Raw genomic sequence first — 13520 nt, 5'->3', positions numbered from 1 at the left:
CTGCCGCCCTGTGCCCTGGACGGGGGTGAGGGGGCGGTGGGTGACGTGGACGGTGGTCTCGGTGATCCCGTACATGTTGACCAGACGCGGACTGTCCTGGGTGTGGCGGTCGTACCAGCCGGTCAGACGCCCGGGATCCAGTGCCTCCCCGCCGAAGATCACGTACTCCAGGGCCAGGCGGTCACCCAGGCCGGGGTGTTCGGCATCGGCCTGGATCAGCTGGTAGAACGCCGAGGGGGTCTGGTTCAGGACGGTGACACGTTCACGGACCAACAGGTCCAGGAACTGCTCCGGGCTGCGGCTGACCGTGTGCGGGACGACGACGAGACGGCCACCGTGCAGCAGAGGCCCCCACAGCTCCCAGACGGAGAAGTCGAAAGCGTAGGAGTGGAACATCGTCCACACCTGCTCCGGCCCGAAACCGAACCAGGGATCCGTCGCCGTGAACAGACGCACCACCTGCTCATGCGCGACCACAACACCCTTCGGCCGGCCCGTCGAACCAGAGGTGTAGATGACGTAGGCGGGGTGCTTCGGCAGCAGTGCCGAGACACGCTCACCGTCCGTCAGGTTCCTTGCCTCATGGCTGGCGAGAGCGGTGACGGTGTCGGGGGCGTCCAGGAGCAGCCACCCTTCCCCGCCCAGGTCGTTGGCGACCTGGGTGGTGGCGATGACGAGTGCCGGGTCGGAGTCCTGGAGCAGGTAGGCGATCCGGTCCGTGGGGTAGGACGGGTCGACCGGCACATACGCCCCGCCGGCCTTCAGTACAGCCAGCAACGCCACGATCATGTCGGCCGAGCGGGGCAGCGCCACCGCGACCAACGACTCCGGACCCACTCCCCGGCCCACGAGCACCCTGGCCAGACGGTTCGCCGCCGCGTTCAGCTCCCCATACGACAGCGACACCTCCTCGCAGGAGACGGCAACAGCACCGGGAGCGGTTTGTGCTTCGAATACGTCGACCAGCGAAACGCTGTCACCGGCCGGAAGCTCCACATCCGAGGCCGAAGACATGGCCCAGGCCTCGACCACAGCCTGCCGCTCATCACCGGAGAGAACCGGAACCGACCCGATCCCACGCCCCGGCTCCGCCAGCAGCCCCTCCAGCACCCGCACGAACCGCTCGCCCCACACCACAGCAGACGACCGGTCGAACAGGTCGGGCCGGTAGTCGAGCCGGAAGCGCAGCGTGTCGCCCGGCAGAGCGATCAGGGCGAGCGGGTAGTGGGCCTGATCGCTGGTCTGCTGGCCGACAATGCGTACGGCGGTGGTTGCGCCGTCCTCCGGCTCCTCGGCGGAAGCCGTCAACCGGCCGGCGTCGTACGGATAGTTCTCGAAGACCACGATCGTGTCGAAGAGTTCGGCGGCGCCTGCCGCCTGCTGGATGTCCGTGAGCCCCAGGTGCTGGTGCGGGAGCAGCCCGGCCTGAGTGCGCTGGAGGCGTGCGAGCATCCCGGCGGTGGTCTCGGCCGGGGTGAGGCGCATGCGTACGGGCACGGTGTTGATGAACAGCCCGACCATGCTCTCGATGCCGGCGATCTCCGGGGGCCGCCCGGACACAGTGGTGCCGAACGCCACGTCGTCCCGGCCGGTGAGTTTGGACAGCAGGACCGACCACGCACCCTGCACCAGGGTGTTGAGGGTCAGTCCGTGCGCGCGGGCCCTGGCCGTGAGCGCCTCGGTCGACTCCTGGGTCAGGCCGAAGGTGACCCGGCGAGGAGCGGCGGCCGGTGCGCCGGCGGCCTGTCCCGGGGCCACCAACGAGGGGTCGTCGAAGCCGGCCAGGGCTTCGGCCCAGGCCGCACGCGCGCCGTCCCGGTCCTGGGCGGCCAGCCAGCCGAGAAACTGGCGGTACGGGGTGACGGGCGGCAGCGCACCGGTGTCACCGCCGTTGGCGTACAGCGCGAACAGTTCATGCAGGACGACGGACAACGACCAGCCGTCCACGAGCAGGTGATGGAAGGTCATCGAGAATCGGAACCGCTGCTCGCCGAGCCGGATCAGGGTGAACCGCACCAGGGGCGGGGCCGTGAGGTCGAAGCGCTTCTCGCGGTCCTCGCGGAGCAGTTCCTCGGCGCGGGCCGTCCGGGCGGCGTCGTCGGGGGCCTCGGTGAGGTCGCTCTCCCGCCAGGGGGTCGGCACGACACGGGGCACGATCTGTACCGGGTTGGCGAGGCCCTGATGACGGAACCCCACGCGCAGGGTGGCGTGCCGGGCCATGAGGGCCTCGGCCGCGGAGCGCAGCGCCCCGGTATTCAGGTCGCCTTCGACATCGAGGACGTGCTGGGAGACGTAGACGTCCTGGGCATCCAAGTCGTAAAGGCAGTGGAACAGCAGGCCCTCTTGGAGTGGAGTCAGCGGAAGAATGGCCTCGAGCCCCGACTGCTTCACTCCTGGACCTCTCATCTTTTTTTGACTTGAAGCTGTGCCTTAAAGACGTTCCAGCAGCTGCTGGGCAGACGTATTCAACACCGGGCCACGCATCCTGTCACCGGATTAAGGTCAGGCTGAATAACGCGACCCATATAGGCAATGACTTATCTCCGGCGCCGACTCCCGCACCTGGCACAACCCGGCCGGAAGCTCACGAAGTTGAACGTTACGTGATGACACATGCGCGTTGCGTAAGAGTTTAGGGGGTGGCTGCGCCGCTGAGATCTGTTGACTGCCCGTGAAGCTCCGGGCTATGTTCCGCAGCCGGATGGAATCTGTCGCGCGCCGCATACTGGGAGTGGTCAATGTCCATTGGTTTCGTGGGTCTTTCGAGTGTTACTGAGGCCGTACGAGCAAATGCGTTGTCCAGGCCCGGGGACCCTGCTGTTGCATTCGTTCGTGAACTGTCCACCAATAAGGTCGACGAAACCGTTTCCTATGCGGAACTCGATGCCGAGGCGCAGCGAATTGCGGTGGAGCTGCAGCGTCGGCTGTCGGTCGGTGACCGCGCGCTTCTGCTGTACCCCGAGGGCATCGACTTCGCCGTCGCGTTTCTCGGCTGCCTCTACGCCGGGGTGATCGCGGTGCCCGCACCGCTGCCGGGCCAGTACCGGCACCAGCGTGAGCGCGTCACGTCCATCGCCAGGAACGCCGGGGTCTCGCTGATCCTCACCAACGGCGAGGCCCACGACGACGTACTGGCCTGGGCGTCCGGTCAGGAATCGGTCCGGGCCGACTGTCTCAGGACGGACAGTGCGGAGCAGACCGCGCCGGGCGAGTGGGTGGCGCCGGAACTCGGCCACGACACCCTCGCGCTGCTCCAGTACACCTCCGGCTCCACGGGCGAGCCGAAGGGAGTCATGATCACCCACGGCAATCTGCTGCACAACGTGGACAGTCTCCAGCGGGCGTTCGGCCTGGACGATCGCACCCGGTTCGGCTCCTGGATCCCGCACTACCACGACATGGGTCTGATGGGGAATCTGCTGCCCCCGCTGATCCTCGGCGGCTCCTGCACCCTGATGGCTCCGACCACGTTCCTCAAGCGGCCGCACTGGTGGCTGAGGATGGTGGACGAGTACGACCTCCACTGGTCGGCCGCGCCCAACTTCGCGTACGAGCTGTGCACACGGCAGATCACCGATGAGCAGCTCGCCGGCATCGACCTCTCGCGCTGGAGGTTCGCGCCGAACGGTTCGGAGCCCGTGCAGGCGTCCACCCTCAGTGGGTTCGCGGGGCGGTTCGCCGCCGCCGGGTTCCGGCCCGACGTCCTGACGCCGTGCTACGGCATGGCCGAGGCAACCGTGTTCATCTCGGGTGCCGGTGACCGTGAGCCGGTGGTGCGGCACGTCGACACCGAAGGCCTGGAACGGCACGTGTTCGAACCCATCGAGGCGGCGCTTCCCGGCAGGTCGGTGGTCGCCTGCGGCACCCCGCACGACTACACGGTGCGGATCGTCGACCCGGCGACCCGCGAGGTGCTGCCTGAGGGGCGCATCGGCGAGATCTGGCTGCGCGGTGCCAGCGTCGCCCAGGGCTACTGGGAGAACCCGGAGGCCACACGCGCCACGTTCCAGGCGGAGACCGCGGATGGGCAGAGCGGCTATCTGCGCTCCGGCGACCTGGGCGTCCTGCACGGCGGCGAGATCCATGTGACGGGTCGCATCAAGGAAGTGCTGATCATCCGGGGCCGCAATCTCTACCCCCAGGACATCGAGCACGAGCTGCGCGCCCAGCACGAGGACCTCCAGGGCCTGTTCGGTGCCGTGTTCGCCCTCGGAACCGTCCGCGAGGACGGCCGTGAGGAGGAGCTGCTCGTCGTGACCCACGAGGTCCGCGGCCGGCTCGCGGACGACGTCCTGCGCAAGCTCGCCATGGACATGCGGCAGACGGTGGCCCGTGAGTTCGGCGCCCGGGTGTCGGCCGTGGTCCTGGTGCGGCGCGGCGGCATCAAGCGGACCACCAGCGGCAAGATCCAGCGGGCTGCGATGCGCGAGGCCTTCCGGGCCGGCGAGCTCAACACGCTCCACCTGGAGGCCGACCGGCAGCTGAGCAGCGCACTCGCCCCGCGGCAGGCGTGAGATGCGACGCGAAGGTTCGGCACCGGCCGACCCAACGGAACCGTCAGCGGTCATGAGCCGGCCGGACAACGGGAGGAACCCGCACGTGCACCACTCCGCTGCCGACGCGCTCGACGCCCTGCTCGGGAGACCGGGCGAGGAGCACGGCGCGTTCCGGCCCGCCGATCTGGCCGGTCTCGACCAGCGCGAGGAGTTCCCGGCCGCCGCATGCGGAGTGCTCGACGGCTTCGGACTGAACGACCACTACGTACCGGCCGCGTCCGGCGGACAGCTGCGCGACTACACGGACCTGATGCAGTTGCTGCGTACGGTGGCCCGCCGCGACCTCACCGTCGCGGTCGCCCACGGCAAGACGTTCCTGGGCGCCGCGCCGGTGTGGGTGGCCGGCGGCAAGGGTCAGGCCGCCGAGCTCGGCGGGCTCATCGGCGAGGGCGCCGTCGTGTCCTGGGGGCTGACCGAGCGTGCCCACGGCAGCGACCTCCTCGCCGGTGAACTCAGCGCGACCCCGGACAACGGCGGATGGCGGCTGAACGGGGAGAAGTGGCTGATCAACAACGCCACTCGGGGCGGTCTGATCTGTGTGCTGGCCCGGACCGAGCCCGCCGGCGGGCCCCGGGGCTTCAGCCTGTTCCTGGTCGACAAGGGCGCCCTCGCGGCTGATGCGTACAGCAGTGTGCCCAAGATCCCCACCCACGGCATCCGAGGCGCGGACATCAGTGGCATCGCCTTCCACGACGCCCTGATACCGGGATCGGCGCTGGTGGGCGAGGTGGGCACCGGCATCGAGACGGTGCTCAAGGCGCTGCAGCTCACCCGCACCGCAAGCACCGCCCTGTCACTGGGGGCGGGCGACACCGCGCTGCGGCTCGGCGTGGACTACGCCCGGAATCGCAGGCTGTACGGCCGGACGCTCGGTGATCTGCCCAGGGTCCGCCGCATCATCGGCGAGGTGTACGCCGCACAGCTCCTCGCGGAGGCGACCGCTCTGGTGGCGTCCCGCAGCGTCCACGCGCTCCCCGGCGAGATGAGCGTCGTCTCCGCCGTCGCCAAGGCCCTGATACCCGACCTGGCCCAGAACGTGCTCGACAGGGTGGCCGAACTGCTCGGAGTCAGGAGCTTCCTCACCGAGGAGTACGCCGACGGGCTCTTCGCCAAACTGGAACGCGACCACCGCGTCGTCGCGATCTTCGACGGCAACACGGCGGTCAACAGGAACGCGCTGATCGACCAGTTCCCGCTGCTCGCAGCGGCATACCGCCGAGGTCGCTGCGACGAGGCGGGCGTCACCGCCGCCACTTCCCTCTCCGTACCGCCTTCGGAGTTCACCGCAGACGGGCTCAGCCTCCTGGCGATGCGTGGCAGCAGCCTGATGCAGAGCCTCCCCCACGCCGTGGCGGGCATCGCCGAGCAGGCGGAGTGCGGAATGCTGCCCCGGCAGATCGTCGTCCTCGCGGAGGAGGTCGAGGCTGCGGCCGACGCCCTGCACACCGAGTTCGCGGAGCTGCGCCGGACCCCGCAGGACATACCCCCCACCGCGTTCGTACTCGCCGAGCGTTACGAACTGTGCTTCGCCGCCACGGCCTGCCTGCACCTGTGGCTGAACAATCCGCGGCCGGCCGGGGACGAGCAGTCACCGACGATCTGGCGCAACGCGCTCTGGCTGCAGGCCGTCCTGCGCACCGCCCTCACCCGGCTCGGCAGCCCGCTGGAGGAAGCAGGCGCCGAGGCGTACGACCGGCTGGCCGAGCACGCGTTCGGCCCGGTCGTCCCCACCCTCTGCTCCACCCTCGACGACTCCACGCCCGAGGGCACCACCCCTGACGGCGAGACGGCCGGGAGTACCTCATGAAGACCCAGCTGCCCCCCGCCCCGCTCGCCGTGGCTCCCCATCGCGCCGACGCGATGGAGCGCCTCCTCGGCGACCCCCGCGACCCGGGCAACCCGCTCGGCTTCCCACAGATCCTCGCCGCGGACGAGCGGGCGGAGATGTTCGCCGCGGGTGAGCAGGCGCTCGACGCCTACGGGCTCAATGCCGAGTTCGTTCCGCCCCAGTACGGCGGGCGCCTGACCCGGCTCGACGAACTCATCGAGATCATGCGGTCCGTCTACCGTCGCGACCCGTGTCTGGGCCTCGGCTACGGAGTGAGCTCGTTCATCGCCTCGGTCAACATCTGGACCGCGGGCAACGAGGAGCACTGCCGCAAGGTCGCGGGGCTGCTCCTCGACAACCGCAAGGTGTCCGTCGCCTATCACGAACTGGCACACGGCAACGACATGGCCGGCACCGAGTTCGAGGCCATGCCGGGCGCCGAGGGGCTGCTCCTCAACGGCCGCAAGGAGATCATCACCAACCTCCAGCGCTCCGACGCGGTCGTCATGTTCGCGCGCACCGACTCCCGGCCGGGTCCTCGCAGTCATTCCCAGATCCTGGTGGACAAGTCCCTGATCCCCGAAGGCCGCATGCGCTACCTTCCGCGCTTTCCCAGTGTGGGAATGCGCGGAGTACAGCTGGGCGGCGTCGAGTTCGACGACTGCCCGCTGCCCGCGGACAGCGTCGTCGGCCGTCAGGGCCTCGGCCTCGAGACCGCCCTGAAGTCCTTCCAGATCACCCGGACCACCCTGGTGGCGATGTTCACCGGGATGCTGGACACCGGGCTGCGCACCACTCTGCGCCACCTCAAGTCCCGCAAGCTGTACGGGCGTACGGCGCTGGACATCCCGCAGGTGCGCTCCGTGCTCGCCGGGGTCCACGCCGACCTGCTGCTCTGCGAGGCGTTCTCCACGGTCGCCGCCCGAGCCATCCATCTGGTGCCCGCCGAGACGGGGATCTACGCGCAGGCCGTCAAGTTCTTCGTGTCCAAGGTGCTGATGGACGCGATGCACCGGCTCTCGACGCTGCTCGGGGCGCACTTCTACATGCGCGAGGGCGACAACGCCATCTTCCAGAAGCTGCTGCGTGACATCCAGCCGGCCGGGTTCGGACACGCCGCACGCGCGGCCTGCCAGGTCTCCCTGCTGCCCCAGCTCTCCCTTCTCGCCAAGCGTTCGTGGCGGGACGGCCCGGCCGCCCCGTCGGACCTCTTCCGGCTCGACGCCGACCTGCCCGGCATCCCCTTCGACCGGCTGACCGTCAGCGCCGGTGGGCGTGAGCGGCTCAGCCGCTCACTCGCCCCGGGCCTCGACGCGATCACCGGGCAGGGACCCGAGCGGCGCGAGATACAGCGCGTCGGGCAACGGCTGACGGCGGAGCTGGCCCGGCTCGCCGACGAGTGCGCCGCTCTCCCTGCCAGTGAGCTGTCCGTCGCCGCGAGCTCCGCCAGCTACGACCTCACCCACCGCTACGTCAACGTCCTGGTCGGCGCCAGCTGCGTCGAGCTGTGGCGCAACAACCAGCATCACCCGGACCCGTTCCTCGCCGACCCCGCCTGGGCGGCGGCGGCCCTGAACCGGCTCGTCCTGCGACCGGGCACCCCGCCGGAGAACCTGCCCGGCCATCTCGAGCAGCGGCTCTTCGACGAGCTGCTGGAGCGCTACGAGTCCTCGACCAGTTTCGGTCTGGTGAGACGACAGCTCGCCGACCGCCTTCCCAAGGAGAACTGACCATGTCCAGCCCCATCGTCGAGAAGCACAACCAGGACTACTCCCCCGAGGAGCTCACCAGCTGGCTCAAGGAGCGCATAGCCGAGCACGTGCAGCTGTCCCCCGAGGAGATCGACCCCGCGGTCCCCCTGGCCAACTACGGCCTCGACTCCCTCTACGCCCTGACCGTGGTCACCCAGATCGAGGACCACCTGGGGCTGACGCTCGAGCCCACCGTCATGTGGGACGCGCCCACCCTCGACGCACTCGTCGAGGTCATCCGCGCCGAAATGGCCCACGTGGCCTGATCCCGCGGCAGCGGCCACCGGCCGGCCGGGTCCCGGATCCCCCACAGCACACAAGCTCGTCCGCAGAGAAACGTGAGTAGGTATTCAGTGTCAGAGCATGGGTCGGTTCGTCAGGCTGTCTCCGCGGCGCAGATGGGGATCTGGGTCGCACAGCAGTTGGCTCCGGACAGCCCGCTGTACAACTGTGCCACCTGCTTCCGTATCGCCGGACGGATCGATCACGGCCTGCTGGCCGAAGCCGTGCGCCGCACCGTCGCCGAGACCGACGCCCTGCGGGCGCGATTCGACGACGACGGCGACGAACCGCACCAGATCATCGGGCCCGCCGGTGAGGTGCCGGTGCAGTTCGTGGACGTGAGCACCGCGGCTGACCCGGACGCGGCCGCCCGCGCGTGGATGGACGACGACCTGTCCGTCCCGGCGGACCCGCGGGCCGGGCAGCTGTACACCCATGCCCTGATCGAGCTCGGCCAGGACCGGACGCTCCTCTACTTCCGGCACCATCACCTCGTACTCGACGGCTACGGGCAGACCCTCTACCTCCGGCGGCTCGCCCAGACCTACACGGCCCTCGCCGCCGGCCGGGAGCCCGCGCCCACCCGGATCGGCCCGTTGGCCGAACTCCTCGGCAGGGATGCCCAGTACCGCACCTCGCCCCAGCACGACAAGGACCGCACGTACTGGCTGGACCTCTTCGGGGACACTCCGGAGTCCTCGACGCTCACCGGCCGCACCGCCGAACCGTCACCCAAGCCTCTGCGCCGCAGTGTGCGGCTGACCGCCGAACAGCTCGCCGGACTGCGTGGGTCGGGCCGCTGGTCACTCGTCCTCGTCGCCGCCGTCGCCGCGTACACCCACCGCCTGACCTCGACCGCCGACGTGGTCGTCGGCCTGCCAATGACAGCGCGCACCGACGCCCTCGCCCTCACCACTCCCGCGATGCTCGCCAACGAAGTCCCGCTGCGGTTCACCGTGGAACCCGGCCTGAGCCTCACGGACCTGGTGCGCCAGGCGACCGCCCAGGTCAACGGCGCGCTGCGGCACCAGCGGTACCGCGGCGAGGACCTGCACCGCGAGCTGAACCTGTCCGGCGGAGCCGGCGGCCTGTCCTCGGTCATGGTCAACGCCATGGCCTTCGGCCAGGAGATCTCCTTCGGCGGCCTCGGCACCGTCATGCACCCGCTGTCGACCGGACCGGTCAAGGACCTGTCCGTGACGTCCTTCGGCGACCCCACGGGAGACGGGGGCATCCGCCTCGACTTCGACGGCAATCCGGCGCTCTACACCGAGGCCGAACTCGCGGCCCATCAGGACCGGTTCATCGCCTTCCTGACCGATCTCGCCGCCGACCCCACCGCCCCCCTGAGCCGCGTCGGCCTGCTCGGTGACACGGAGCGGGAGTGCGTCCTCGAGAAGTGGAACGACACCGAGCGCCCGCTGCCCGGCGCCTCACTGCCGCAACTCTTCGAGGCACGCGCCGCGCTCACCCCTGACGCCGTCGCTCTCATCCACCGCGCCACCAGCCTCTCGTACGGCGAACTCAACGCCCGGGCCAACCAGTTGGCTCGTCTGCTGGTCGGCCGGGGGGTGGGCCCCGAACAGTACGTCGCCGTCGCCCTGCCCCGCTCCGCCGATCTCGTCGTGGCCCTTCTCGCGGTGCTCAAGACCGGCGCCGCCTACCTGCCGGTGGACCCCGAGTATCCGGCCGACCGCATCGCGTACGTGCTCGACGACGCGCGGCCGTCCCTCCTGCTGACCTGCGACGAGCTCGCCGGCCGGATGCCGGACGCCGGTGTGGATCGGCTCCTGCTCGACCAGGTGCGTACCGGCGCTCTGCCCACGTCCGACCTGAGGCAGGGCGAACGGACCGCCGAGGCCCGGGGCGGACACCCGGCCTACGTCATCTACACCTCCGGGTCCACCGGGCGGCCCAAGGGCGTCGAGGTGACTCGCGTCGCACTCGACAACTTCCTTGCCGCGATGCACGACCGGGTCCCGCTCACGGAGCACGACCGGCTGCTCGCCGTGACGACCGTCGGCTTCGACATCGCCGGCCTGGAGCTCTTCCTGCCCCTGCTGGCGGGCGCCGCCGTCGTCGTGGCGGACCGTGACGCCGTACGTGACGTCGAGGCGCTCGGAGCGCTGATCAGGCATACCGGGGCCACGGTCATGCAGGCCACCCCCAGTCTCTGGCAGGCGCTGGCCGCCGAGGACGCCGCCGCCCTGGCCGGCCTGCGGGTCCTGGTGGGCGGCGAGGCGCTGCCCACCGAGCTGGCTCGCACGCTCGCCGGTCACGCGGTGTCGGTGACGAACCTGTACGGCCCCACCGAGACGACCGTCTGGTCCACCACTGCCACCGTCACGGCCGACGCCGCCGTGTCGATCGGCCGTCCCGTCCTGAACACCCGCGTGTACGTTCTGGACCACGCGCTGCATCCCGTACCGGTCGGCGTCTCCGGCGACCTGTACATCGCCGGCACCGGCCTGGCCCGTGGTTACCGCGGCCGCGCCGATCTCACCGCCGAGCGCTTCGTCGCCGACCCGTTCGGCGCGCCGGGCACCCGGATGTACCGCACCGGCGACCTGGTGCGATGGACCGCCGACGGTCAGCTGGCGTACCAGAGGCGCGCCGACGACCAGGTCAAGCTGCGCGGCTTCCGCATCGAGCTCGGCGAGATCGAGTCGGTGCTGCTCCGGCACCCGGCCGTCGGGCGGGCCGCGGTGATCGTCCGCGAGGACCGGCCGGGTGATCGCCGGCTGGTGGCCTACCTGGTGCGGGCGGAGGCCGCCGGGGACGAAGGGTCCGGTGCGGACGAGCTGCGGGCGCACCTGGCGGCTTCACTGCCCGATTACATGGTCCCGGCCGGCTTCGTGACACTGCCCTCGCTGCCGCTCACCCCGAACGGCAAGCTCGACCGCAGGGCCCTGCCTGTCCCGGAGTACGGGACCGGCGACCCGCAGGGCCGCGGCCCCCGCAACGCGCAGGAGGACAGCCTCTGCGCGTTGGCGGCGGAGATCCTCGGAGCTGCCGGGCTGAGCATCGACGACAACTTCTTCGAGCGGGGCGGCGACAGCATCATGGCCACCCGCCTCGTCGCCCGCGCCCGCCGCGCCGGCCTGCTGTTCACGGCGCGGGATGTCTTCCGGCACAAGACGGTGGCCGGCCTGGCAGGCGTCCTGACCGTCGCCGAGCGTCCCGACGAGAGCCCGGCCGTGCCCGCTGACCTGGGCATCACTCAGGCCGAGCTGGTGCAGGCGCGGGAGACGGTGCCCGGCGCCGTGGACGTCCTTCCCCTGACACCGCTGCAGGAAGGGCTCTTCTTCCACCACCAGTTCGACACGTCGGGACTGGACTACTACAACGCCCAACTGGTCCTGGAGTTCCGGGGCACCCTCGACGGGCCCGCCCTGCGCTCCGCCACCGACACCGTCCTCGCCCGGCATGCGAGCCTGCGGGCGGGCTTCCACCAGAGCGACGCCGGCCGGGCCCTCGCGGTCGTCGCCGCCGAGGCACAGGCGCCGTGGCGCGAGGTGGACCTCACGCACCTGAACGAGCCGGATCGGAGAGCCGCCTGCGAGGCCCTCCTCGACGAGGACCGCTGGACCCGCTTCGACCTGTCCCGCCCGCCCCTCGTCAGGTTCACCCTGATCCGGCTCGCCCCGGACCGGCGGGTTCTGGTTTTGACGAACCATCACATCATTCTGGACGGCTGGTCGTTGCCGCTGGTCGTGCGGGACGTGCTCGCCCTGTACGCCGGCCAGGACGCGGCCGGACTGCCGGAGGTGCGCCCCTACCGCGACTACCTGGGCTGGCTCGCCGGTCAGGACCGGGACCAGGCGGTCAAGGCGTGGAGCGCCGCGCTGGCCGGAGTGGATGAGCCGACCAGGCTGGCCACCACCGCCCCCGGTACGACACCGGCGCCCCAGAAGCGGGTCGAGTTCTCCCTGACCGAGGAGACCACGGCCATGCTCGCGCGCACCGCGCGCGCCGTCGGAGTCACGCCCAACACCGTGGTCCAGGCAGCCTGGGCCGTCCTGCTCGGCCGCCTGACGGGCCGTGACGACGTGGTCTTCGGCGTGACGACGGCAAGCCGCCCCGGCGGCCTCCTGGACGCCGAGTCGATGGTGGGGCTCTTCGTCAACACCCTGCCGCTGCGGGCCGCCCTGCGCCCGGCCGAGCCGGTGGCCGCCTTCCTGCGGCGCCTGCAGGACGAGCAGGCCGAACTGGCGGAACACCAGCACATCGGCCTGGCCGACATCCAACAGGCGGTGGGCAGTGGTGAGCTGTTCGACACCCTTACCGTCTTTGAGAACTTCCCCCTGGACCGGGCTTCGATCAACACCCTCGCCGGTGACAGTGGTCTGACAGTCGAGGGAGCCGAGGTCCGTGGCGGGACCCACTATGCCCTCGGCCTGGCGGCCGTTCCGGGCGACCGCATGGTCTTCCGGCTCGACTACCGGCCCGACCTCGTCGACACGGCGTATGCCGAACGCGTCTCCGAGCGGTTCCGCCATGTGGTGGAGCAGCTCCTCGCCGACGTGACGACACCCGTCGCCCGGCTCGCTGTCCTCGGCGACGGTGAGAGCGAGCTGATCCTTGGGGAGTGGGGTACGGGGGCGGCTGCCGGGGACGGCACGGCCGATGCCGATGTGATGGCGCTGTTCGAGGCCCAGGTCACCGCCACTCCGGACGCCGAAGCACTGGTCTTCGACGACACCCGGCTCACCTACCGCGAGCTGGACACCTGGGCCGACCGCCTGGCCCGGACCCTGGCGGAGAACGGAGCCGGACCCGAAAAGTTCGTCGCGGTCGCCCTGCCCCGCTCCACCGAACTCGTCGTGAGCCTGCTCGCCGTCCTCAAGACCGGCGCCGCCTACCTCCCCATCGACCTCGACTTCCCCACCGACCGCGTGCAGTTCATGCAGGCCGAAACCGAACCCGTACTGGTCCTGGACCAGACCCTGTTCACCACCTACGACACCCGCACCCCCAGCACACAGACCGCGCTGCCGCCGGCCACCAAGACACCCGGCACCACCGCCGCCTACGTCCTCTACACCTCCGGATCCACCGGCCGCCCCAAGGGCGTCGTCGTCTCCCGCAGCGCACTGACCAACC

At 70.3% G+C, this 13520-nt stretch carries 6 protein-coding genes; 5 read left to right on the top strand and 1 reads right to left on the bottom strand.

The features are described from left to right. Positions 1 to 2406 (bottom strand): condensation domain-containing protein (locus ABZ434_RS35340; protein WP_359145966.1); only part of this gene is annotated, 2406 nt, incomplete at its 3' end. A gap of 332 nt (positions 2407 to 2738) precedes the next feature. Between ABZ434_RS35340 and ABZ434_RS35335 the strand changes: the two genes are divergently transcribed. The 5 genes from ABZ434_RS35335 to ABZ434_RS35315 all read left to right on the top strand — a co-directional run. Further along, on the top strand, positions 2739 to 4514 hold the full coding sequence (locus ABZ434_RS35335; protein WP_359145963.1) for a fatty acyl-AMP ligase: 1776 nt from the start codon (positions 2739 to 2741) through the stop codon (positions 4512 to 4514). An 85-nt stretch (positions 4515 to 4599) separates the two neighbouring features. Continuing rightward, on the top strand, positions 4600 to 6363 hold the full coding sequence (locus tag ABZ434_RS35330; protein WP_359145960.1) for an acyl-CoA dehydrogenase: 1764 nt from the start codon (positions 4600 to 4602) through the stop codon (positions 6361 to 6363). Further along, entirely contained in the window at positions 6360 to 8114 is a 1755-nt protein-coding gene (locus tag ABZ434_RS35325; protein WP_359145957.1) for an acyl-CoA dehydrogenase family protein, read from the top strand. Before ABZ434_RS35330 ends, ABZ434_RS35325 begins: the two co-directional genes overlap by 4 nt. A 2-nt stretch (positions 8115 to 8116) precedes the next feature. Beyond that, positions 8117 to 8401 (top strand): acyl carrier protein, encoded by a 285-nt coding sequence (locus tag ABZ434_RS35320; RefSeq protein ID WP_359145954.1) that lies wholly within the window; start codon positions 8117 to 8119, stop codon positions 8399 to 8401. A gap of 132 nt (positions 8402 to 8533) precedes the next feature. After that, a partial coding sequence (locus ABZ434_RS35315; RefSeq protein WP_359145951.1) for an amino acid adenylation domain-containing protein occupies positions 8534 to 13520 on the top strand: 4987 nt, incomplete at its 3' end.

This window comes from Streptomyces sp. NPDC005761 (assembly GCF_040630635.1).
In the GTDB taxonomy this organism is placed as follows: domain Bacteria; phylum Actinomycetota; class Actinomycetes; order Streptomycetales; family Streptomycetaceae; genus Streptomyces.
Note: the sequence above shows the minus strand (reverse complement) of the source record. Positions and strands in the feature narration are given on the sequence as shown.

Coding starts and splice junctions, on each gene's coding strand:
- ABZ434_RS35325 (WP_359145957.1), top strand. CDS start 6,360: ATGAAGACCCAGCTGCCCCCCGCCCCGCTCGCCGTGGCTCCCCATCGC.
- ABZ434_RS35320 (WP_359145954.1), top strand. CDS start 8,117: ATGTCCAGCCCCATCGTCGAGAAGCACAACCAGGACTACTCCCCCGAG.
- ABZ434_RS35335 (WP_359145963.1), top strand. CDS start 2,739: ATGTCCATTGGTTTCGTGGGTCTTTCGAGTGTTACTGAGGCCGTACGA.